Consider the following 21,326-nt stretch of genomic DNA (forward strand, 5'->3'; position numbering starts at 1 on the left):
ATAGCATTTCGACAGGCAACCCGGTGATCAGCACCGACCTCTTCGAGGGCGAATGAGAAAGTGGCGTCCATGACCGCTAGCGACAAATCGGACAGCAATCAAGATCAGGGTCTACGACGTGGCTTGAAGGCTCGCCACATCAACATGATCGCCATCGGTGGTGCGATCGGGACCGGTCTTTTCGTCGCCTCCGGGGCGAGCATCAGTCAGGCAGGGCCCGGTGGCGCGCTGCTGGCTTATGCCGCGATCGGTCTGATGGTTTATCTGCTGATGCAGAGCCTGGGAGAGATGTCCACCTATCTGCCGGTGGCCGGCTCCTTCGAGGCTTATGGAACTCGTTTCGTCAGCCGTTCCTTCGGGTTCGCCACTGGATGGAACTACTGGTTCAACTGGGCTATCACCGTGGCGGCCGAATTGGTGGCTGCCGCTTTGGTGATGAAGTACTGGTTGCCTGACGTGCCGTCCTGGATCTGGTCCGCGATCTTCCTCACCTTGCTCTTCCTTCTCAACGCGATCAGCGTGAAGGCCTTCGGTGAGAGTGAATTCTGGTTCGCCAGCATCAAGGTGATCACCATCATCGTCTTCCTGGGTATCGGGGTGCTGATGATCCTGGGCATCCTCGGCGGAAGCTCCCCTGGCACGAGTAACTGGACGTCGGGCGACGCTCCCTTCGTCGGAGGACTGCCTGCTGTGCTCGCCATCTTTATGATCGCGGGTTTCTCTTTTCAGGGCACTGAGCTGATCGGTGTCGCGGCCGGTGAAGCGCAGGACCCGGAGAAGAGCATCCCCAAGGCGATCAAAGCGGTCTTCTTCCGGATCATGCTCTTCTACATCGGTGCTATCGCCATCATCGGTTTCCTCATCCCCTACACCGATCAGCGTCTCCTGGACAGTAATGTCGAAGCAGTGGCAGTCTCACCGTTCACCCTGGTCTTCGAACGAGCTGGCATCGCGGGTGCCGCCGCACTGCTGAATGCGGTGATCTTGACCTCGATCCTGTCCGCTGGTAACTCGGGGATGTTTGCCTCGACCCGCATGTTGTATTCGCTTGCTCTGGACGGCAAGGCTCCTCGTTTCCTTGCGACCACCAATAAGCGAGGTGTGCCGATGGCTGCTCTGATCGTGACCACGGCGATCGGTGCGCTGTGCTTCCTCACCAGCCTCATCGGAGACGGGGGTGCTTATACCTGGCTGGTCAGCGCATCCGGTCTGGCTGGCTTCATCACCTGGATGGGGATCGCCTGGTGTCACTACCGCTTCCGTAAGGCTTTCGTCGCGCAAGGGCACGATCCTTCGGAGTTGCCGTATCGGGCGCGATGGTTCCCCCTGGGGCCGATTCTTGCCCTGGTGATGTGCGCTGTGGTGATCCTGGGGCAGAACTATCAGGCCGTGATCGGTGGGATCAAGCTGGAAGCTTTGCTCTCCTCGTACATCGGTCTTCCACTCTTCCTGGCGTTGTGGGGCGGGCATAAGCTCGTCACTCGTGCGCCCGCCGTTGACGCCAAGACAGCGGACCTGAGCAGGAAATAGCTTTGTTCTGAGTGATTTTCGCGATTTGCCCCACTCTGGGCCGAAAATATGCTCCGTCTTTTCCGATCAGAGTGTGCAGATCGTTCTGAACTTGAGATTGAACACTCGCCCTGGTCGGTCCAAGGAGCGCGTAAAGTCATCGTCGATGAGCACGCAGCAATCTCGTAAGCCCCGTATAGCACTGGTCTTCGGAGGGAGGTCCTCCGAGCATTCGGTCTCCTGTGTCACCGCAGCCAGTGTCCTCGCCGCGATTGACAAAGATCGGTATGAGGTGATCCCGATCGGGATCACCAAAGACGGGCGATGGGTGCTCCAGGAAGGTGACCTTCGCGAATTGACTTTCGCCGGTCAAGAGTTGCCGACCGTCCCCCAGCATGCGGCCGAGGTCGTGCTTCCCATGAGTAGTACCGAAGGGTCATGGACGGTGCTCGAGCCGAATCGTGCTCCTGCCGCGCTGGGCGAGGTCGATGTCGTCTTCCCGCTCCTGCACGGGCCGTTCGGGGAGGACGGAACGATTCAGGGCATGCTTGATCTTGCGGACATCCGGTATGTCGGCTCAGGCGTGCTCGCCTCCGCGCTCATGATGGACAAGCAGTTCATGAAACTGGTTTTCCTCGAGGCCGGGCTGGATGTGGGTCCTTATGTCGTCATCACCGACAAGGACTGGGTCCAAGACGCTGAAGGTGCATTGGCGCGCTGTGAGAAGCTCACCTATCCCTTGTTCGTCAAGCCATGCCGGGCGGGGTCGAGCATGGGCGTGGTCCGCGTCGCTGGCCCGGAAGAGCTGCGTGCTGCGGTGAAGACGGCCCGGGAGCACGACCCCAAAGTCATGGTCGAAGAAGGAATCTTCGGCCGGGAGATCGAGTGCGGCGTTCTTGAAGGCCGTTCCGGGTGTCCTGATCGCGTGAGCGAACTCGGCGAGATTGCGGTGGAGCATGGGCACGATTTCTATGATTTCGATGCGAAGTACCTCCACTCCGAAGATGTGAGGCTGTCCTGCCCGGCCGTCCTCCCCTCGGAGGACGCTGACAAGATGCGTGCACAGGCTTTGACGGCTTTTGCTGCTGCAGGCTGTGAGGGCTTGGCGCGGGTCGACTTCTTCTACACACCAGACCGGCGCATCGTGATCAACGAGATCAACACGATGCCGGGGTTCACCCCCTCCTCCATGTATCCCCAGGTGTGGGCGGAGACCGGCATGAGTTATCCAGAGCTGATCAGTGAGCTGGTCGAGCTGGCTCTGGAGCGTCGACTCGGATTGCGTTGAGTCGACGCTCGACTCAACGGCAGGTGTGTCTTCCTTGAGGGATCTGTCCAGCCGCCTCCGCGAAAGCACCCAACAAGAGGGGCTCTGGGGCGTACTCCCGTGGGACCAGGATCTCGACCGCAGGTGAACGCCCGTAGGTGACGAAGGCCATTCCGTCGTTGAGTCGACGACCGACCCAGTCGATTCCGTTGACAGCAATGCATTCGTCAGTGGTCGGCCCCGGTGTGTCGACACCACAGCGGGCGATGATCGCGGGCTTTCCCCACGCAGCGACAGCGGTCGGGTTCCCGCGGACAGCTCTTCGCTGCTGACCACCTACCTGGGAGGGCCATTGTTCGGTGACATGGGAGCATGCCTCGTCAGCCGCATGTCCTGCCGAGGCAGCGGATGGTTCACGTCCGGTGACGAACCAGTACCCTCCTCCGAGGAGGGTTGCGCAGATGACCAGTGAGGACAAAGCCCATCGGCCTCTCGTCGTGTGATGAAAGGTCAGGCGAGAGGTCATCTGCGACGACTGCTCCTCAGACGTGTACGACCGTGCAGGTCGTGGTCCGGGTGATGCTCGGCACTTCCTGGATGCGGGCGATGACCAGCTTGCCCAATGCTTCGATGGACTCGGCCTCGAGATGCGCGATCACATCGTACGGGCCAGTGACTTCTGCGGTCTCGACGACGCCGTCCAGCTCACCGATGGTATTGGCAACGATCGAGGACTTCCCGACCTCGGTCTGAATGAGGATGTAAGCCTGGACCATGCGAACCTCCTACGTGTCTTCAGCGGGAACCTCCCACGCGGAGCACGCTACCCTGCCCTGACAACTTCGAGCGGAGGAACACTGCACAATGTCCACTGTCCCGTCGAATCTGCAGGGGAGCCGGGCCCGACTCGGCGACCTGAGCGAAGAAGAAGTGCTTCGAGTCATTTTGCCGCTGATGACCTCCCCGGACAGCCGGGTGTTGGTCGGGCCAGGTGACGACGCTGCTGTGATGTCGGCGAGAGACGGCCGCTTCGTCACCTCGACCGATGCCTCGATGAGGGATGTCGATTGGCGGGACGACTGGTCCTCAGGCGAGGATGTCGGCCGCAAGATCGTGGCCCAGAACCTCGCTGATGTGGCCGCGATGGGGGCGGCTCCTGCAGGCCTGCTGGTCACTTTGCTGGCTGGGGAAGATACTGGGCTGGATTGGGTAAGGGAGCTGGCGCGGGGAATCGGCGAAGCCTCTCGGGAAGCTGATTGCCCTGTTCTTGGGGGGGACCTGGGCGCTGCCCCTACTGCGGTGGTGGTCCTCTCGGTCACATCTTTCGGCGACCTCCAGGGGAGGGCTCCGGTGCTCCGCTCGGGGGCGCAGGTGGGGGACGTCGTGGCAGTAGCCGGAACGTTGGGTCGTTCAGGAGCTGGATTGGCTCTTCTTCAGTCGGGACGTACAGATATGTCTGAGGAGGCAGTGGCTCAGGAATTGGTGGCCGTGCATCGGGTCCCTCGTCCACCGTTGTCTGCTGGCCCGCGAGCTGCTGATGCCGGCGCTCACGCCTTGATCGATATCAGTGATGGACTGATCCGGGACACAGGGCGCATTGCATCGGCCAGCGGGGTAAGGATTGCGCTTTCCTCTGAGCAGCTGGCGATGGACATCGAGGTGATTTCTCCGGTGTGGGGCAGAGAAAAGGCCTTGGAGATGGTGCTCACCGGTGGCGAAGAGCACGCTCTACTCGGCGTCTTTCCCCCTGATGTGGCTCTCCCTAGTGGTTTTCGCAAGATTGGGGAGGTTCTGTCCGGGGAAGGGGTGACGGTGGACGGAGAACGTAGGCAAGGCGGCGGCTGGGATCATTTCGCCGGGTGAAGTCTATTACTGAGGGTACGACAAAAACCGTTCCCGCTTAGGGGAACGGTTATCGTCGACGAACGCTAAAGAATTAGCGCTTGACCTTTCCTGCCTTCAGGCAGGAAGTGCAGACATTGAGCCGCTTCGGGGTGACACCTGCTTCGCCGACGAACGCCTTGACCCGCTGGATGTTCGGGGTCCAACGGCGGTTCGTGCGGCGGTGTGAGTGCGAGATGCTGTGACCGAAGGTCGGCCCCTTGCCGCAGACATCGCAGTTGGCAGCCACGGGAATCTCCTACGGGGACGTGATGATGATCGTGGGACTCCCCAGGTACGAAAAACTACCTCCGTACTAAGGGAACCGGTCAAGCGTAGCCGAGGGCAGGGCGCAAGCCCAAATGCAGTGGCGGATCAGGTGAGAGTTTCGAGTGAAGTCAGGGCATGATGTCCTCTCGGAGAGGACGGTTAGCCTTCTGCCCTGAAAGCCTGTGAATCTTCGCTAAGAGTGATCGCTTCATCGAAGGAGCATCTGTGGCAGAGGTGATCGAACGGCTGGATTCGAAGAAAGCTTGGCGTTGGGCGGTAGCCACGCGAGCGGCCTTGAACTCCAGCGCAGACAGCCTCGACTCCCTCAACGTCTTCCCGATACCTGACCGCGACACCGGAAGTAATCTTCGCTTCACCTTCCACGCTGCACTCTGTTCCTTGGAACGCTCAGCTTCGATCAAGGAAGCTCCGCTTTCGATCGTGACCGATGCACTTGCCAGCGCCTCGGCATTGAACGCACGTGGCAACTCCGGTGTGATTCTCAGCCAGATGTTGCGCGGGCTCGCGGAGGTGCTTGCAGAGAACCCCCAGTACGACGAAGAGGACTTGGACGCGAAGGGGCTTGCTCTCGCGTTGGCGCGGATGGCTGAGCATGCACGGCAGGGCGTGGCAAGTCCCGTGGAAGGCACGGTCCTCACCGTGGCCGATGCTGCCGCAGAGGGGGCTCTGAGCTGCGCACGCATTGGCGGATCCTTCAACCAGGTAGTGGCTGCGGCTTTGACGGCAGCCGAATGCGCACTGCAAGAAACTCCTCGGACTTTGCCTGTTCTGGACCAGGCAGGTGTTGTCGACGCCGGGGGAGCAGGCTACGTGCTCATGTTGCGTGTCTTGGCCGAAACCGTGACCGGCGGTAAGGCCGGACAGAGGCGGAGTGACACCGAACAGAACTGGAAAGTGGCCTCGAGGACCATGACCCGCGACACACACCGCACAGAACGGCCACAGGGTGCTGGCGCGGCTACCGGTGCGTCTGGAAACAGTGCAGTTCACAGTCGTGAGGTCATGTTCACCCTTCCCCATATCGGCCTGGAACGACGGAACCTGCTGTGCAAGGAATTGGAGACTGTCGGCGATAGCGTGGCAGTCACCGGTGGCGCGAATTTCACGACTGTACACATCCATACCTGCGAGCCAGGGGCAGCTCTGGAACTGGCTCGCAGACACGGTACGCCCCAACAGGTACGGGTCACCGACCTGCATACAGGGAGCAAATTGCTCGTGGTCGCCTCCGAACACACGTCCAGGGCGGTGCTCACCGGAAGCGGACTCGAAGTTGCCGATCCTGCGGTGATGAAGCGTTCTGTCGTCGAGGAAGGTCTCCCGGCTGATCCGGAGGACACCGTCGTACTGATCGTGGACACAACCGCTCAGAAGGTGGACAGCTCGCCCCCTGACGACGATCCGAGACGCTTCATCCTGACCACGGGTTGCGTGATCTCGACGTTGGCTGCGGCCTCCGTGTACGACTCCGGTAGGCCAGGCGCCGAGAACATTCGGACGATGTCTCTCGCAGCGAGAGGATGTCGGACAGGGCTGATCCAACCGTCGGTGAACAGTGAAACTGGCGGGCCGGCTACATGGGTCGCCGTCGTCGAGGACGAAGTGGTGCTCGGCACCCACGGGGAAACCGATGCAGTGCTCGCTCTGACCCGATTTCTACTGTCACCGGACAGCGAAATCCTCACCCTCGTCATCGGCGCCGCCGCCGACCTCGGTCGATGTAACTCTCGGGCTGGATTGGTTGCTTTGCTGAAAGAGCAATATCCCGGTGTCGAGCTGCGTTGTCTGTCCAGCGAAGCGGAAGAATATGCCTTCCTGATCGGGGTGGAGTGAGAGCGCTGTACTCCGATGGACGCGGAATGCTGCTGGGAAAGGACGAACATTGGTCACTCTTCGTACACCGCTGAAGAACGCCCTTCCTGCCCACGCAGCGAAACAACTGAGCTCTCAGCGCAGCCTGGCTACTGTGGAAGACCTTCTGTGGTTCCTGCCGCGGCGTTATCTGGACCGACAGACCGATCTAGGCTCCCTTCACGAAGGAGATCCGATTGCTTTCGTCGGAGAGGTCGTGACAGCAGCCACTCGGACCATGCGGCAACGCAGAGGACGGATGTTGAACGCCACTGTTCGCACGAGCGGTGGGCAGGAGATCGATCTGACCTTCTTCTCCGCCTATGGTCACGAACATGCGTTGAAGCCGGGAGTCCGTGGGATCTTCGCCGGTCAGGTCGGTCGATACGGTGCTCGATGGCAGCTGGCCCACCCTGCTTATGAGGTGTTCGACGAAGAGAGCCGCATCGATTCGGCTCCCCTGGACGGCGTCGAACTCTTCCCCATCTACCTCGATGTGCCCAAACTGCCCTCCTTCACGATCAGTCGTCTGGTCGTGCAGACGCTTCTGATGATGGAGGAGCCCCCCGCACTGGTGCCGGAGCAGATCAGGCGAGCGCGGAATCTGCCCAGCTTCGTGCAAGCCATGGAGCTGGTCCATCGGCCCAAAGGACATGCGGACCACCATCGTGGAATGCGGGCGCTGAAGTATGAAGAGGCGCTTGTCCTGCAGACCGTACTGGCCAAACGTCGGAACGAGCAGGCTTGTGCGATGGCAGTTCCCCGAAATACACAGGACTCAGTGCTGTTGGCCGAGTTCGACCGAAGGCTGCCTTTTACCCTGACACAGGGGCAGCAACAGGTGTGTGAAGAGATCTTCGCCGATCTGGCTCAGGGACGCCCGATGAATCGGCTTCTCCAAGGAGAGGTGGGCTCGGGGAAGACCGTTGTCGCGCTGCGTGCGATGCTTGCCGTGGTCGACGCAGGCGGGCAGGCCGCGCTCCTGGCACCGACGGAGGTCCTGGCCGCGCAACACCTCCGCTCCATCCGAGGAATGCTCGGCGATCTGGCTCAGAGCGGACTACTCGGCGGAGCTGCACAGGGAACAACGATCACCCTGCTCACCGGGCATCAGAGCAGCGCCGAACGCCGTAGGTCCTTACTCGAAGTGGCATCAGGTCAGGCGGGGATCGTCGTAGGCACCCACGCGCTCCTGCAGGACAAAGTCGACTTCGCGGACCTGGGGCTGGTGGTGGTCGACGAACAGCATCGATTCGGCGTGGAACAGCGTGACGCCCTGCGGAAGAAAGCGAAGGAAGGCAGTCCGCACGTTCTGGTCATGACAGCGACGCCGATCCCTCGCACCGTCGCGATGACGGTCTTCGGAGATATGGACACGTCCGTCTTGGACCAGGTTCCCACCGGGCGCTCGCCGATCGTCTCCCACGTGGTGGACAACGCCCGCTGGTACGACAGGGTATGGGAGCGACTTGGTGAGGAGGTCCGCGCCGGGCATCAGGCCTATGTGGTCTGTCCTCGGATCGGCGATCCGGACGACGACACCGACGTCTTCGCCTTCTCGGAGGAGAACAACTTCTACGAGGAGAGGGAGTACGACGACTGGGGAGATCCACTTCCGCGGTTCGATTCCCCTGGTGGAGAGACCAATGGTGCGCCCCCCCGCCCGGCCAGAGGCGTACTGGCCACTCTGACTGAGTTGCAGATGCATCCAGCACTGCAAGGGCTACGGATCGGGCTCCTGCATGGCCGGCTTCCGTCCGAGGAGAAGGAATCCGTGATGAACGCCTTCTCCGCAGGGGAGATCGATGTTCTCGTGGCGACCACCATCGTCGAGGTCGGTGTCGATGTTCCCAACGCGACGCTCATGGTCATACTGGACGCCGACCGTTTCGGGATCAGCCAATTGCATCAGCTACGCGGAAGAGTCGGCCGAGGCACTGCCGCTGGTCTGTGCCTGCTAGTGACCGGTTCGCAGGCTTCGACCGCTCGGGATCGACTCGGGGCGGTGGCAGCCACGGTGGATGGCTTCGAGCTGTCCCGTCTGGACCTCCAGCAGCGCAGGGAGGGAGACGTTCTGGGCGCCAGGCAAGCTGGTGGATCTTCCTCGTTGAAAGTGCTGAGGGTTCGGACCGATGAGCAGATCATCGTTCAGGCCAGGGAGGACGCGCTCGCCATTGTCGAGGAGGACGCGTCATTGAGCCGGTACCCGGCTCTGGCGGCAGCGGTCAACCAGATGATGGATGCAGAACGGGCAGCTTTCCTGGAACGAGGATGAAGAGATGACACGTATCGTGGCGGGCGTGGCCGGTGGTTTGAGGTTGGCCACTCCCTCGGGAGCGGGCACCAGGCCGACCAGCGATCGGGTCCGGGAAGCGCTCTTCTCTCGTCTGGATCATCTCGGGGTCCTGGAAGGCGCTCGTGTGCTGGATCTCTACGCAGGCTCAGGGGCTTTGGGCTTGGAAGCGATGAGCCGTGGTGCGCAACACGTCGTTCTGGTGGAGCAGGCGCGTGCCGCTGCAGGCGTGGCGCGGCGGAATCTCGCTCAGGTGGCTGAGGCCTGCCGTGGGGCCGCTGATCGGTGCTCCGGAACGGTCCGGGGCGAATCCGTACAACGTGTGCTCGACAGCGGGCCGACGGGTGAGGCTTACGATCTCGTCTTTTCTGATCCACCTTATGAATTGGCTGAAGAACGTCTCTGTGAAGACCTGGAACTGCTCATGCGCCGTCACTGGTTGACTGAAACAGCCATGGTTGTGGTGGAGCGGTCCGCCCGCTCACCGGAACCTGAGTGGCCTCGAGGGCTTCGGCGCTTTTCGGAGAAGCGATACGGCGAAACGCAATTGTGGTTCGCGGAACTGGATTTGACCACCGCGCTATTCGATGAGTCGGAAAGTTCGTAGGTGAGCGCTGTGGAAGGTTCGCAGGCCGGACCGTACTGTTCTCTGCGGCGGTCTTTGGCTTTTCTTCTTTCACCGAAGCAGCTGGATAGTGGTGAATCTGAGGATCCTGCTGGGGGTCTTGTGGTCCTGCCCTTCTTGAGATGTTCCTGGTGCTTCTTTTCGTCATCCGGTTGCGAGGGTGACAGCTGGGTCTCTGCTTGGTTGCGTCTCGATTACGAACAGGCCACCTATGCCGTGAGTGGTCATGTGCACACATGAGCCGCGGATAGAGTCCAGCGAGTGAGCAGATCGCAGCGAGCTCGTTGGCGGCATGCCGCTGTATGGGTCGTGACCGGGGTGGCCTTGTGCGCCATGCTCATCGGTGCCGACGCAGCAGTATGGGGCATGGCCGTCATAGCCGTGTGTCTCGGGGGTGCCTGGCTGTCCTCACCTTTGCGGCAGGACAGGTCGTTGACCCATTGGGATGCGCAGCAGCGTCATGTGCGTGACGGGTTTGTGGTGGTCTACTGGCGTCCGGGGTCCTGGGGCTGCTTGCGTCTGCGCTCGGCGCTTCGTTCTGTTTCTGGTCAGATCCTCTGGGTCAACGTGTGGGCTGATGACGAGGCTGCAGCTTTCGTGCGGGATGTGAACGGAGGCGCGGAGGTGGTGCCGACCGCCATTCTGCGGAATGGAGATGCCGTCAGCCACCCGACTCCGGAGGCTTTGCGGGCAGATCTGAGTGCCAAGTCCGCCTGAGCGTGGACTCACTGTTAAGTTTTGCGACGTGAGTGCTGTCCGTCGCTGCGTCTGTCCCGGGTCCTACGATCCGGTCACCCTTGGCCACCTGGATGTGGTCACGAGGGCTTGTGCCCTGTACGACGAGGTCGTGGTCGCGATTCTGCACAACCCGGCCAAACAGGGGATGTTCACTCCGCAGGAGCGACTCGAGTTGGTTGAGGGCGAACTCTCATCTGCAGGTCTGACCACGGTGAAGGTGGTGACTTTCGCCGATCGTCTCTTGGTCGATGTCTGTAGGGATCTGGGCATTCAAGCGATCATCAAGGGGCTGCGGGGGGAGACGGACTACAGCTATGAGCTGCCGATGGCGGTGATGAATCGTCATTTGACGGGGGTCGAGACACTTTTTCTTCCCGGGGAACCCACTTACAGCCAGGTCTCTTCGTCCTTGATGAAGGAAGTGGCGCGTTTGGGCGGGGATATCTCAGGCCTGGTCTCTGCCCCGGTACAGCAAGCCTTGAAGGACAGGTTGGCGGGTTCGCACTGATACCGGCTGTTCTCCGGCTTGTTCGAGAGGCATTTGGGGCACAGTAGGGCCGGACGCTACAGTGGTAAGTCGGTCTATGTCGATGTTGGCAAGGCCGTTCTGAAAAAGAAGTCCCGCCGACGATGTGGAAGCCATGAACAGCGTAGATCCTCGTAGTCCTCTGGTGCTCGACACCCGAGTTCTGGGGAGACGTGCAGGTTCGATGAGCGAATTCCAGCGCGTCGTCCGGCTGGATGACGAGATGGGTACGGAAGTCATTGCTATCCCTGCCGGGGAAGAGCTCGAGATCGATGCTCGACTCGAGTCAGTCCTGGAAGGGGTGCTCGTCTCAGGAACGGTCGAGTCGGTTGCACGGGGCGCCTGCGTGCGATGCCTGGAGACGATGAGCCTGCCAGTTCTGGCTCGCTTCCAGGAATTGTTCGCCTACGCCGACCGCGCGACCCACCACCAAGAGGTGGGAGGCGACGACGAAGGCCAGTACGTGCTGGAGAAAGACTTGCTCGATCTTCAGCCTGTACTCCGAGACGCGGTGGTGTTGCAGCTGCCGTTCCAGCCGGTCTGCCGGACGGATTGTCCCGGTCTGTGCTCCGAGTGCGGTCAACCCCTTGCCGATGACTTGGAGCATTCCCACGAGATCATCGACCCCCGCTGGGCGTCACTCACGAGTCTTTTGCAGACCGAGGGCGTCCACGTTGAAGAGAAGAGGAACTGACGTGGCCGTCCCCAAGCGGAAGATGTCGCGCTCCAACACCCGTTCCCGTCGCGCCAACTGGAAGGCCACGCCGACGGCTCTGGCGATGTGCCCGACCTGCTCGTCGCCGAAGATGCCGCACATCGCCTGCTCGTCCTGTGGCTCCTACAACGGGCGTCACTACGCCGTCGCGGAGCGCAGCGAGCACCAGGCCTGACCCGCGAAGCATGGCTTCCAGCCACAAGAGCGGACGTGGTGAAGAACGCCCGGTGGTCGAGCTCGTCGATCGGATCCATGAGATCCTCGGGGTGCGGCTCGACGAGGGCGCTCTTCGTCATGCTCTGACACATCGCAGTTATGCCTATGAGAACGGCGGGATCCCCAACAACGAGCGCCTGGAGTTCCTAGGTGACTCGGTGCTGGGTCTTGTCGTCACCGAATCGCTGTACAGCGATCATCCTGACCTTGCCGAGGGACAGCTGGCAAAGCTTCGTGCGGCCTGCGTCAACATGCGAGCACTGGCCGCAGTCGGTCGAACCCTCGGGTTGGGTGAATTCCTCCTGTTGGGGAGAGGTGAAGAAGCGACCGGAGGTCGTGATAAAGCCTCGATCCTGGCCGATACCGTCGAGGCGGTTATCGGGACGGTCTATTTGGCCGAGGGAATCGAGACTTCCAGGGTCTTCGTGCATCACCTGATTGACCCACTGATGAAGGCGTCAACCAGGCTCGGTGCTGGCCTGGATTGGAAGACGAGCCTGCAGGAGCTCGCAGCATCCGGTGCTTATGGGGTTCCTGAGTACAAAGTCTCCGAGAACGGACCCGATCACGAGAAGGTCTTCACTGCGCGTGCAGTGATCGGCGAAGAAGTTCTCGGCGAAGGCGTCGGACATTCCAAGAAGGAAGCCGAGCAACGCGCCGCCGAGGTTGCCTGGACGGAGCTGGACCGCCGTGCCCAGATCGCGACCAGGAATGCGGCTGACACGGTAGAAGCGGTTGAAGGACCTGCCGACGTGCAGGGAACACATGCCTGAGCTTCCTGAAGTGGAGGTGGTACGGCGAGGTCTGCAGGAACATGTCCTCGGCCGTACCATCGCCTCGTTGCAGTTGTCGGGCACGAGAGTCGCTCGACGTCATCTCGCAGGGCCCTCAGACCTGGCAGCGCGGGTGACAGGCCAACGTTGCGTGGCTGTGGAGAGGCGTGGCAAATATCTCTGGTTGGTCTTGGAGCCTTCGTCGGAGGCCCTGATCGTCCATCTCGGGATGAGTGGCCAGGTCCTTGTCTCTCCGAAGCAGAACCCTCGGCACAAACATCAGCACGCTACCTTCGACTTCGATGACCACGGACCGCAACTTCGCTTCATCGATCAACGGACTTTTGGCGGGCTCGCCTGGTCTGAGCTGGTCGCCGACCGTAAACTGGCACGCTCTTCGCTGATTCACGGTGTCCCCGCTTCGATTGAGCACATCGCACCAGATCCCTTGGAAGAGGGTTTCGTGCCGGCGGATGTAGCGACAGCGATGCTCAAGCGGAGAACGGCTGTCAAACGTGCGCTGCTCGATCAGCGACTTGTCAGCGGAATCGGAAATATCTACGCAGACGAGGCTTTATGGCGGGCTGGGCTTCATGGTGAGCAGTTGGCGTCTTCGCTCAGCTTAGACATCCTCCTGAGGACACTGGATCATGCTCGCCAGGTCATGACCGAGGCTCTGGACGCAGGCGGGACGAGCTTCGATGCACTCTATGTCAACGTCAACGGGGCCAGCGGGTACTTCTCTCGCGAACTATCTGCGTACGGCCAGGCTGGCAGGCCCTGTCGGCGCTGCGGGACGCCCATCGTCCGCGAGGCATTCATGAACCGGTCTTCGCATTTCTGCCCACAGTGCCAGCTGCTACCGAGCTAAGTCATCGGTAAGCCTGGAATCTGACATCGGGAAGCAGCGCCGTTCGTTCGCTGTCTACGCTCTCGCCATGGAAAAGGTCACTATCTTCGTCAGAGGCAGAGTGCAGGGCGTGGGTTTTCGCTGGTGGACCAGGGCACATGCCCTGGAGCTTGGGCTGGTTGGTTTCGCGCGAAATATGGCAGATGGCCGTGTCGAGGTGTGTGCTCAGGGCGACCCTACAGCTCTGGAGCGCTTGCACGCCTTGTTGACAGAGAACCCGAGCACTGCAGGGCGCCCCGGCTGTGTCGAATCAGCAGTGACACAGCCGGGATGCCTACGTCATGACCTGTATGGGTTCACAGAGCGTTGAGGGACACCCTCGGCGAAGAACTTTGATCAGTTGTTTTTCGCCGGGCTGCTGGCCGCAGGGGCAGGCGAGCCCGGAGGTGTAGTGGAAGGCGCCAGTGTCACCTGGTCCTCAGGCGGGACATTGATGGTGACAGGCTCTCCCCATTTGTCATAGAAAGTGGTGCTGGGGAGCCCGTTGACCACATTGACCATCTTGCGGGGAAGATACTTGTCGTCGAGCCAGTACTCGACCTTGGACGTGCTCGCATCACCTGTCGCTGCGGCAGTGCTCCCGCTGGGTGCATTCAAGGTCAGTGAGAAGCGTTTTGTTTTCTTCCCGTTGACGTCTTCCTCACCGACGTAGGTGATCAGCTGGACGAGGTTCTTGCTGTCGTCAGGGACGGCACTTACCGAGGCTAGGATCTGATCGGCTCGTTGTCCGACAGGTGCTTTGATCCACTTCTCGCTGCTATTGCTCGTCCGTGAGTACAAGAACTTGTCAGCGACGATGAAGTCCTGTGACTTTCCAGTGGGGCTCTTCATCGTGACCTGGCGTTTGACATTTCCAGGATCAGAATTGTCGATCACGCCTGACGAAGACATGACAGACCCGGATTTCCCGTACTCGCTCGTGAAGCTGTGACTCTTCAGCTGTTTCACGCCGGACCGGGCTGTCTCGAAGAACTTGTTCTTGTCGATCTGCTGCCCAGGCTGGAGTTCGCCCAGATTCGGAGCAGAGGAAGTCGCTGCGCTGGTGGGCTGGGGGGAGGATCCACCCGAGCACGCCGTGAGCGCCAGGGGTGCGGCCAGCACCAGCATGGTCAGCCGTCGGGCTAGGGCGGAATTCATAGATCTCCTTCTCCGGGGCTCGTGGTGAGGGTGCTGCGAAGCGGTACGAGCCATGTCTGATGGAACGGAACCACTCCAGCGTAACGGGGGACATGACCTTTCAGGGTTTTTCCCCAGCTCCTGGGCGAGTGATGGAAGAGTGCATCATCACCATGCGACGAGGAGGGGGCCCATCAGGGCCGGATCGAGAGGAATCGGGAGACTCAGGTTGCGGTCACCCGGCGAAGGCGGATGACCGCAACTGACTTGGTCAGGGCTTGGCGGCCGGAGCCTGCGTGACCTGGTTGGCTGGTGGTTCGCTGATCGCCGGCTTTTCTCCCCACTTGGAGAAAGTGAACTCCCCGGAGGGCATGGCGCCCTTTACACGGAATCCTTTTTCATCGAACCAGAAGTCGAACTTGTCCGAGGCGCCGCCGGGAGCGCCTGCCGCGTTCCCTCCTTGAGTTGGCTGTCCGGGCATCTTCATGGAGAAGCGGCTGGTCTTTTTGCCGTCGAGATCTTCCTTGCCGACGCAGGTGATACTTTCCGTGCTTTCGTCGATCTCGCCGTTTGCAAAGCTCATTTTCGCGAAAGCCATGAGATCGGTGTCCTTGGCGACCGATTTCTGATATTTCTTGTTGCTCTCCGGTGACATGATGTAAGTGTCTTTGCCGATGAGAATGATATGCGTCTCGGCCTTCTTCGGGGACGTGATTCGCATCGACATCTTGGGGGAATTGCTGTCGGTGCGATCAATATCTGCTTCCAGAGTGCTCTTCCCCTCCGGGCTCGGCGGAAGAGTGCCAGCAAAATGGAACGATTTTTTCTTGTCTGCATCACTCTTGGTGGCTTCCAAGAAAGTTGCTTTATCGACAGTCTTACCAGGTTCACAGAGCTGCATGAGATTCTTTTCGGAAGCCGCTGGTGCGGCGTTCTTCTTCGCGCTCGAGTCGTTGCTGTCGGATCCGCCGCATGCGGTAAGGACGAACGGGAGTAGGGCACAAGCGGCAAAGCCGCGACGAAGACTCATGGGATGGAGTTCCCCTCAATGCATGGTGTAGGTGTCCACGATCAGTGCCTGTCAGCCTAGGGGGAGCTTCGATGAACCGTGAATCGAGCCCGGGAGCCTGCTGTTCCCCACCTGCCGATGAGTGGCATCGTCGCAGGCTATGGAGTCGCAGGTAGAGTAACTGCGACCATTTACGGAGGCAGGAGAGACGAACACCGTGTACGTCAAGAGCCTTACCCTGAAAGGCTTCAAATCTTTCGCCTCGGCGACTCACCTCCGCCTGGAACCCGGCATCACCTGCATCGTCGGTCCGAACGGGTCAGGTAAATCGAATGTGGTCGACGCGCTCTCCTGGGTGATGGGGGAACAAGGAGCGAAATCCCTGCGCGGAGGCAAGATGGAAGACGTCATCTTTGCTGGCACCTCAGGTCGTCCCGCTTTGGGCCGGGCAGAGGTCACGATGACGATCGACAACAGCGACGGCGCGCTGCCCATCGATTACGCAGAGGTCACGATCAGTCGGATCATGTTTCGAGGGGGCGGGAGCGACTACGCCATCAATGGGACGGCCTGTCGACTCATCGATGTACAGGAACTGCTCTCTGACGCGGGCATCGGTCGGGAAATGCATGTGATCGTCGGTCAAGGGCAGCTGGACACTGTTCTGCGAGCTACTCCCGAGGAACGGCGCGGGTTCATCGAGGAAGCAGCTGGGGTGCTCAAGCATCGCAAGCGCAAGGAGAAAGCACTGCGCAAGCTGGATGCGATGGAAAGCAAGCTCCTTCGGGTCAATGATCTGACGACGGAGATTCGTCGGCAGCTGGGGCCTCTGGGGAGACAAGCAGAGACAGCCAGAAGAGCAGCAACGATTCAGGCTGACGCCCGGGATTCCCGCCTGCGACTTCTTGCCGACGACCTGGTTCAACTGACCGCGAACCTGGATAAGGAGCTCGCCGAAGAGCGAGATCTGATCAGGCAGAGGGATCAGGTCGGGGAGGAGTGCCGACGGACGGCAGAACAGCTGAGAGAAGCAGAAAAGCGGGTGCAGGTCGACGCCCCACAGGTCCACCGGGCCCAGGAGCGATGCCACACTCTTGTCCGGTTGTCAGAGCGCCTTGAAGCGATTGCGGACCAATCAGGTGAACGCGAACGTCTCCTCGGCGCCACCATCGCAGCCACCGCCTCCGGGCAGGAGCCGGCGCACCTGCACGCGCAGTCAGCCGAGGCGCAGGAGCAAGCGACCAGGCTGACGGCCGAGGTGCACAAGCTGCAGGCCGAACTACAGGACCACACAGGACAACGAGAACAGCTGGAGAGATCCTGGAACGAGGAACGGGACCGGCTCGAGCGTGCTGAGCGTGCCGCAGCTGACCGCAGGGAAGGACTTGCGCGGCTGGCAGGTCAGGTTGCCGCCCGGAGAAGTCGTGTGGAATCGGCTCGGGAAGAGATCGAGCGATTGCAGCACGCGGTGATCCAGTCCGAGGAACGCGCAGCGGAAGCAGCGGCCGAATTCACTCGTCTCGAATCGATGATTGCCGCCGACGAGCAGGGCGAAAACATGCTTGACGAGGCCTATGAGAAAGCCCTCGATGCCTTGGAGAGCATTCGTGCAGAGGCTGATCTGCTTCGTGAGGAGGAGCGGACTGCGGAGGGGGAACGCAGCTCAGCGCAGGGGAAATCGGAAGCATTGGCGCTGGCATTGCGTCGACAAGACGGCGCTGCCACATTGCTGGGCGATGAGGGGCACCCCGCACATCCAGGAGTACAGGGGTCCTTGGCCCAGCTGATGACCGTGCGACAGGGTTATGAGGTCGCCATCGCTGCTGCTCTGGACCGTGCCGCCGACGCCTTGGTCATGGATTCCGATATCGCCGTCGATACGGCGATCGCTCGGCTTCGCGAAGAGAGCGCGGGTCGTGCAGTCCTTGTGCTTCCAGGCGCTCCCTCGAACGCGACTTGTGCATCCGCCCCACGATGCAGTTCCGGATGGCTCCGAGCGCGGGATGTCGTCGATGTCCCTCCGCAGCTGTGTGCGGTGGTCGACCGGCTGCTGGCCGGGGTTCTCCTGGTGGAGGATCCGAGCAGCGCCCGGGACATTCTTCGTGAACTCCCGGAGTCGACCGCGGTGACAAGAGGAGGAGATGTCTACACGATGGGCTTTGTCCGTGGTGGGAGCATCTCGCAGCCCAGCCAGCTTGAGCTTCAGGCAGCTCGGTCGGAAGCCGAGGAAAAAGCAGCAGCGGCAGGGATTCGACGGGACCGCTCGCGTTTCAGGATGAGGGAATTGGCCGTCGAAGTCGCTGCCTGTGAGGCAGAGGCCGAGGCTGCGTTAACCGACCTGCACGCTTCGGACGCACGGATCAATGCTGTTGCTGAACGGCTCGGTGGACTGGGAGCTCAGGTGCGAGCGGCGAAGGCCGAATCGGCCAGAAACGAACGCGCGAGGGCGCTAGCCGTTCAGCGTCTGGAAGACGACGAACAGGAGCTGGTCGCGCTGGAGGGAAGGCTGTCGGCGGCGGAGGCGCAGCCTGTGTCCGCAGATGAGTCATCGGTGGAAGAACGTAATCGTTTAGAGGCTGCTCTGTCTCACGCCCGAGCCGAAGAGACCGAGGCCCGGCTGCGTCTTCGCGGAGGCGAGGAACGGGCTCGATCGGCCAAGGGACGGGCCGAGGCCTTGAAGGTCAGGGCTCGGGCTGAGGAAGCTGCACGGGAACAGGCCGAGCAGCGTCGACGGCGTCAGGAACATCAGCGACAGGCCGCGGCCGGCATTCGGTTACAGGCCCTTCACGGTGCAGAACGCTTGCGGGAGGTTGCCCAGAAGGCGGAGGAAGCCAGGGACGAAGCGGTCGCTGCCCGAGAGGCCGAGGAATCCGGCTTGCGTGAGCTGCGCGCTCGGTCGGGAGAACTCACTGAAGCGTTGCGCGAGCTGACAGATGAGGTGCATCGGGATGAGGTTGCCCGCGCTCAGTTGCGGTTACGTATTGAGCAGGTGCAGAGCCGGGCGGTGGACGAACTGGCGATTGAGCCGGACTTGCTCGTCGAGGAGTTCGGTCCGCATCGTCCGGTTCCTGTGCTTCTGGATCCAGCTCGGACAGCCGATTCGGACGAGGCAGCGCCTTCACATCGTCCTTATGTGCGGGTAGAGCAGGAGCGTAGGTTACGTGCCGCTGAGCGAGGGCTGGCCAGGTTGGGAAAGATCAACCCGCTCGCGTTGGAAGAGTATGCAGCGCTCGAGGAGAGACATCGTTTCCTGGTCGAACAGTTGGAGGATCTCAAGGGTGGGAAACGTGACCTGCTGGCCATCGTGAAAGAGGTGGATGAGCGGGTTGAAAAGGTGTTTGCAGAGGCTTTCGCCGATACAGCCAGGGAGTTCGAAGGCGTCTTCTCGCGTCTTTTTCCAGGTGGGGAGGGGAAACTCGTTCTTACCGACCCTGGTGATCTGTTGACCACAGGGATCGATGTGGAGGCGAGGCCGCCGGGCAAACGCATCAAGCGGCTCTCCCTGCTGTCAGGCGGGGAACGCTCGTTGACCGCCATAGCCCTTCTGGTGTCGATCTTCAAGGCCAGGCCCAGCCCGTTCTACATCATGGACGAAGTCGAAGCGGCCTTGGACGACACCAACCTGGGAAGACTCATCGGTCTTTTTGAAGAGCTAAGGGACTCTAGCCAGCTCATGGTCATCACTCATCAGAAACGCACCATGGAGGTTGCTGACGCGCTATACGGTGTGACGATGAGGGGCGATGGGGTGACTGCTGTCGTCTCCCAGCGGATCCGAGACTTGGCTCCCGGTGCTCGCGCTTCGAGACTCGCGGCTGGTACCGGTCGTACGGGGCAGAGCTGACAAAATATGAATAGTTCCTATTCCTATGGTCATTCGGTGATTTTTGTCGAGATGCGAGGGGTGAAGAGCAATCGTTATGGAGGAGTGACCGCCAAACACCCCCCCCGGATGCGAGCTGTTCAGGAAGACCTAAGACAATTGGGTCATGGTCGCGCTGATTCTTTTCGTTCTTGTCACTTTCGTCATTGGCTGTCTAGTCGTAGGGGCGGTCACTGTGGAGGCACGACGGGAAGGGCGATACATCCTCACCGAGCGCAACCGTTCTCGGGTCGCGCTTGCGCGAGAGCGTTCGGAGGCGATGGGCCGCCTGGCTCGTCGGCAGTCGGCTGCAGTGGCCGCGAGCGTCACGGACCGGGAAGGCGAAGCCGCCCGGGTCTGAGAGTTTCGCGGGTTTCAGGTCGGCCGGGCCGTGTTCTCGTCGTTCCTCTAGCTTGTAGGGCGAGCAATCCGAGGAGAACCTGACCCGGCTGCCTGAACCGACAGTTGTCCTGTGAATCAGCAGCCTTCTGAGTGGCAGCCCGACCGAAGACTTGTCGTGACCAGTCAGTGGTTCGACCGGCCCTAGTTGTCATCACGATGACAGGATGTGCCTGTGGAACAGTTTCTTGCCGACTTCTGGGTTCTGCTCGTCACGGGAACGTTGGTCGTTCTTGCGTTTCTGGCGGGTCTGGTCACGCTCCTGCGCGGTCCCCGGACGACCGGAACGGAAGACGAGCGGCACACACAGACCACAACGCTTGAGAGCGAACGGCCTGATGATGCAGCACCTGATCCGCAGTCCGTGGCGGGGGCGAGGGCACCTGCACATTCTTCGCTCACAGAGCATCCGGATGCCGTGGTTGGACGGATGCATCGTCTGCGAGACCGACTGGCCCGGAGCAACTCCGGAATAGGTCAAGGGCTGCTCAGCCTGCTGTCGAGGGGGCGCCTCGAAGAGGGCACCTGGGAGGACGTCGAAGACACGCTTCTTGCGTCAGACCTCGGTGTCGAAGCAACCCAGGAGCTGGTCGCTTCGCTGAAGCAGCGGGTGTTGGTCGAAGGGGTCCGCGACGAAGAGACTGTCCGCTCCTGGCTTCGTGAAGAGCTCATCCGTATCGTCGATCCGACGATGGACCGGGAGGTCGTCTCCGGCAGGCAAGGGAATCGGAGCGCAGTGGTCCTCGTCGTCGGGGTCAACGGCACCGGTAAGACGACCACTGTCGGAAAACTGGCCAGGGTCATGGTCGCCCAGGAGCGTGAGGTCGTTCTCGGTGCTGCGGACACCTTCCGAGCGGCTGCCGCAGATCAACTGCAGACGTGGGGGGAGCGCGTCGGTGTCCGAACAGTACGTTCAGATCGTGAAGGGGCAGACCCGGCCTCGGTAGCTTTCGACGCAGTGAAATCGGCCAATGAAGGCGATGCCGACGTAGTGCTTCTGGACACAGCAGGCCGTCTGCACAACAAAGCGAACCTGATGGCCGAACTCGCTAAGGTGAAACGGGTTGTGGAGAAGATATCTCCCATCGACGAGGTACTTCTCGTCCTGGACGCCACTACCGGTCAGAACGGACTGGTCCAGGCCGAGGTTTTCGGTGAAGCCGTCGATGTCACAGGAATCGTGCTGACGAAGCTGGACGGGACGGCTAAAGGTGGCATCGTTGTCGGTGTCCAACGCAAGCTGGGGGTCCCGGTGAAACTCGTCGGGCTGGGAGAAGGGCCGGATGATCTTGCGCCTTTTGACCCCGAGACCTTCGTTGACGCCATCCTCGGGTGAACCCGCGTC

22 protein-coding genes are annotated in these 21,326 nt (G+C 61.0%); 16 read left to right on the forward strand and 6 right to left on the reverse strand.

Annotated elements, in window-relative coordinates; translation table 11 throughout:
* The first annotated feature begins 69 nt into the window (after window positions 1-69).
* The gene (locus DX923_RS04345) at window positions 70-1,530 is read left to right on the forward strand and encodes an amino acid permease (RefSeq protein ID WP_116112953.1); all 1,461 of its coding nucleotides are present in this window, start codon (window positions 70-72) and stop codon (window positions 1,528-1,530) included.
* A 145-nt stretch (window positions 1,531-1,675) separates the two neighbouring features.
* The gene (locus tag DX923_RS04350) at window positions 1,676-2,797 is read left to right on the forward strand and encodes a D-alanine--D-alanine ligase family protein (protein WP_116112954.1); all 1,122 of its coding nucleotides are present in this window, start codon (window positions 1,676-1,678) and stop codon (window positions 2,795-2,797) included.
* Window positions 2,798-2,810: 13 nt separating this feature from the next.
* On the opposite strand, the gene DX923_RS04355 is transcribed toward DX923_RS04350, so the two are convergent.
* Both DX923_RS04355 and DX923_RS04360 read right to left on the reverse strand, forming a co-directional pair.
* Window positions 2,811-3,302 (reverse strand): DUF3515 family protein, encoded by a 492-nt coding sequence (locus DX923_RS04355; protein ID WP_116112956.1) that lies wholly within the window; start codon window positions 3,300-3,302, stop codon window positions 2,811-2,813.
* A 16-nt stretch (window positions 3,303-3,318) separates the two neighbouring features.
* The gene (locus tag DX923_RS04360; RefSeq protein ID WP_006501345.1) at window positions 3,319-3,552 is read right to left on the reverse strand and encodes an Lrp/AsnC family transcriptional regulator; all 234 of its coding nucleotides are present in this window, start codon (window positions 3,550-3,552) and stop codon (window positions 3,319-3,321) included.
* An 88-nt stretch (window positions 3,553-3,640) separates the two neighbouring features.
* Here DX923_RS04360 and DX923_RS04365 point away from each other — a divergent pair, with 88 nt between their 5' ends.
* The gene (locus tag DX923_RS04365; protein WP_116112958.1) at window positions 3,641-4,639 is read left to right on the forward strand and encodes a thiamine-phosphate kinase; all 999 of its coding nucleotides are present in this window, start codon (window positions 3,641-3,643) and stop codon (window positions 4,637-4,639) included.
* A 73-nt stretch (window positions 4,640-4,712) separates the two neighbouring features.
* Here the strand turns inward: DX923_RS04365 and rpmB are convergent, their stop codons facing one another.
* The gene (gene rpmB / locus DX923_RS04370; protein WP_006501343.1) at window positions 4,713-4,907 is read right to left on the reverse strand and encodes a 50S ribosomal protein L28; all 195 of its coding nucleotides are present in this window, start codon (window positions 4,905-4,907) and stop codon (window positions 4,713-4,715) included.
* Between the two features lie 245 nt (window positions 4,908-5,152).
* Here rpmB and DX923_RS04375 point away from each other — a divergent pair, with 245 nt between their 5' ends.
* The 10 genes from DX923_RS04375 to DX923_RS04420 all read left to right on the forward strand — a co-directional run bounded on the left by DX923_RS04375 (window position 5,153) and on the right by DX923_RS04420 (window position 13,905).
* Entirely contained in the window at window positions 5,153-6,781 is a 1,629-nt protein-coding gene (locus tag DX923_RS04375) for a DAK2 domain-containing protein (RefSeq protein ID WP_116112960.1), read from the forward strand.
* Between the two features lie 49 nt (window positions 6,782-6,830).
* Window positions 6,831-9,074, forward strand: a complete 2,244-nt coding sequence (locus DX923_RS04380) for an ATP-dependent DNA helicase RecG (protein ID WP_116112961.1) — start codon at window positions 6,831-6,833, stop codon at window positions 9,072-9,074.
* A gap of 4 nt (window positions 9,075-9,078) precedes the next feature.
* A complete protein-coding gene (rsmD, locus tag DX923_RS04385; protein WP_116112963.1) occupies window positions 9,079-9,699 on the forward strand; it encodes a 16S rRNA (guanine(966)-N(2))-methyltransferase RsmD in 621 nt (206 codons plus the stop codon).
* Between the two features lie 279 nt (window positions 9,700-9,978).
* Window positions 9,979-10,434, forward strand: a complete 456-nt coding sequence (locus tag DX923_RS04390; RefSeq protein WP_116112964.1) for a hypothetical protein — start codon at window positions 9,979-9,981, stop codon at window positions 10,432-10,434.
* Between the two features lie 28 nt (window positions 10,435-10,462).
* The gene (coaD, locus tag DX923_RS04395) at window positions 10,463-10,963 is read left to right on the forward strand and encodes a pantetheine-phosphate adenylyltransferase (protein ID WP_116112966.1); all 501 of its coding nucleotides are present in this window, start codon (window positions 10,463-10,465) and stop codon (window positions 10,961-10,963) included.
* A gap of 133 nt (window positions 10,964-11,096) precedes the next feature.
* On the forward strand, window positions 11,097-11,675 hold the full coding sequence (locus DX923_RS04400) for a YceD family protein (protein ID WP_116116154.1): 579 nt from the start codon (window positions 11,097-11,099) through the stop codon (window positions 11,673-11,675).
* Window position 11,676: 1 nt separating this feature from the next.
* A complete protein-coding gene (rpmF, locus tag DX923_RS04405) occupies window positions 11,677-11,871 on the forward strand; it encodes a 50S ribosomal protein L32 (protein ID WP_116112967.1) in 195 nt (64 codons plus the stop codon).
* A gap of 10 nt (window positions 11,872-11,881) precedes the next feature.
* Window positions 11,882-12,685: a ribonuclease III gene (gene rnc, locus DX923_RS04410; RefSeq protein ID WP_116112969.1), complete on the forward strand. Its 804-nt coding sequence runs from the start codon at window positions 11,882-11,884 to the stop codon at window positions 12,683-12,685.
* Complete coding sequence (gene mutM / locus DX923_RS04415; RefSeq protein WP_116112971.1) at window positions 12,678-13,556, forward strand: bifunctional DNA-formamidopyrimidine glycosylase/DNA-(apurinic or apyrimidinic site) lyase; 879 nt, start codon at window positions 12,678-12,680, stop codon at window positions 13,554-13,556. The genes rnc and mutM overlap by 8 nt, the downstream gene beginning before the upstream one ends.
* Window positions 13,557-13,623: 67 nt before the next feature.
* On the forward strand, window positions 13,624-13,905 hold the full coding sequence (locus DX923_RS04420) for an acylphosphatase (RefSeq protein ID WP_116112972.1): 282 nt from the start codon (window positions 13,624-13,626) through the stop codon (window positions 13,903-13,905).
* A gap of 26 nt (window positions 13,906-13,931) precedes the next feature.
* Here the strand turns inward: DX923_RS04420 and DX923_RS04425 are convergent, their stop codons facing one another.
* Together DX923_RS04425 and DX923_RS04430 are read right to left on the reverse strand one after the other, a co-directional pair.
* The gene (locus DX923_RS04425) at window positions 13,932-14,732 is read right to left on the reverse strand and encodes a hypothetical protein (protein WP_116112974.1); all 801 of its coding nucleotides are present in this window, start codon (window positions 14,730-14,732) and stop codon (window positions 13,932-13,934) included.
* 250 nt (window positions 14,733-14,982) lie between these two features.
* A complete protein-coding gene (locus DX923_RS04430; protein WP_162872776.1) occupies window positions 14,983-15,741 on the reverse strand; it encodes a hypothetical protein in 759 nt (252 codons plus the stop codon).
* A 196-nt stretch (window positions 15,742-15,937) separates the two neighbouring features.
* Here DX923_RS04430 and smc point away from each other — a divergent pair, with 196 nt between their 5' ends.
* Window positions 15,938-19,564 (forward strand): chromosome segregation protein SMC, encoded by a 3,627-nt coding sequence (gene smc / locus DX923_RS04435; protein ID WP_116112977.1) that lies wholly within the window; start codon window positions 15,938-15,940, stop codon window positions 19,562-19,564.
* A gap of 145 nt (window positions 19,565-19,709) precedes the next feature.
* Window positions 19,710-19,943 carry a hypothetical protein gene (locus DX923_RS04440; RefSeq protein WP_006501330.1) on the forward strand — a complete coding sequence of 78 codons (234 nt, stop codon included), beginning with the start codon at window positions 19,710-19,712 and terminating at the stop codon, window positions 19,941-19,943.
* A 192-nt stretch (window positions 19,944-20,135) separates the two neighbouring features.
* Here the strand turns inward: DX923_RS04440 and DX923_RS16605 are convergent, their stop codons facing one another.
* Window positions 20,136-20,285, reverse strand: coding sequence for a hypothetical protein (locus DX923_RS16605; protein WP_240322856.1), 150 nt, complete (start codon window positions 20,283-20,285; stop codon window positions 20,136-20,138).
* Here DX923_RS16605 and ftsY point away from each other — a divergent pair.
* Window positions 20,223-21,317: a signal recognition particle-docking protein FtsY gene (gene ftsY / locus DX923_RS04445; RefSeq protein WP_240322810.1), complete on the forward strand. Its 1,095-nt coding sequence runs from the start codon at window positions 20,223-20,225 to the stop codon at window positions 21,315-21,317. The two genes, DX923_RS16605 and ftsY, sit on opposite strands and share 63 nt — an antisense overlap.
* The last annotated feature ends 9 nt before the right edge of the window (window positions 21,318-21,326 follow it).

Source organism: Austwickia chelonae, assembly GCF_003391095.1.
GTDB classification, from domain to species: domain Bacteria; phylum Actinomycetota; class Actinomycetes; order Actinomycetales; family Dermatophilaceae; genus Austwickia; species Austwickia chelonae_A.

Excerpts from the sequence above, each read along its gene's own strand:
- DX923_RS04350 (WP_116112954.1), top strand. The coding sequence starts at position 1,676 with ATGAGCACGCAGCAATCTCGTAAGCCCCGTATAGCACTGGTCTTCGGA.
- DX923_RS04400 (WP_116116154.1), top strand. The coding sequence starts at position 11,097 with ATGAACAGCGTAGATCCTCGTAGTCCTCTGGTGCTCGACACCCGAGTT.
- mutM (WP_116112971.1), top strand. The coding sequence starts at position 12,678 with ATGCCTGAGCTTCCTGAAGTGGAGGTGGTACGGCGAGGTCTGCAGGAA.
- DX923_RS04440 (WP_006501330.1), top strand. The coding sequence starts at position 19,710 with ATGGTCGCGCTGATTCTTTTCGTTCTTGTCACTTTCGTCATTGGCTGT.
- DX923_RS04365 (WP_116112958.1), top strand. The coding sequence starts at position 3,641 with ATGTCCACTGTCCCGTCGAATCTGCAGGGGAGCCGGGCCCGACTCGGC.
- rnc (WP_116112969.1), top strand. The coding sequence starts at position 11,882 with ATGGCTTCCAGCCACAAGAGCGGACGTGGTGAAGAACGCCCGGTGGTC.
- DX923_RS04345 (WP_116112953.1), top strand. The coding sequence starts at position 70 with ATGACCGCTAGCGACAAATCGGACAGCAATCAAGATCAGGGTCTACGA.
- DX923_RS04355 (WP_116112956.1), bottom strand. The coding sequence starts at position 3,302 with ATGACCTCTCGCCTGACCTTTCATCACACGACGAGAGGCCGATGGGCT.
- DX923_RS04420 (WP_116112972.1), top strand. The coding sequence starts at position 13,624 with ATGGAAAAGGTCACTATCTTCGTCAGAGGCAGAGTGCAGGGCGTGGGT.
- DX923_RS04430 (WP_162872776.1), bottom strand. The coding sequence starts at position 15,741 with ATGAGTCTTCGTCGCGGCTTTGCCGCTTGTGCCCTACTCCCGTTCGTC.
- DX923_RS04425 (WP_116112974.1), bottom strand. The coding sequence starts at position 14,732 with ATGAATTCCGCCCTAGCCCGACGGCTGACCATGCTGGTGCTGGCCGCA.
- rsmD (WP_116112963.1), top strand. The coding sequence starts at position 9,079 with ATGACACGTATCGTGGCGGGCGTGGCCGGTGGTTTGAGGTTGGCCACT.
- DX923_RS04360 (WP_006501345.1), bottom strand. The coding sequence starts at position 3,552 with ATGGTCCAGGCTTACATCCTCATTCAGACCGAGGTCGGGAAGTCCTCG.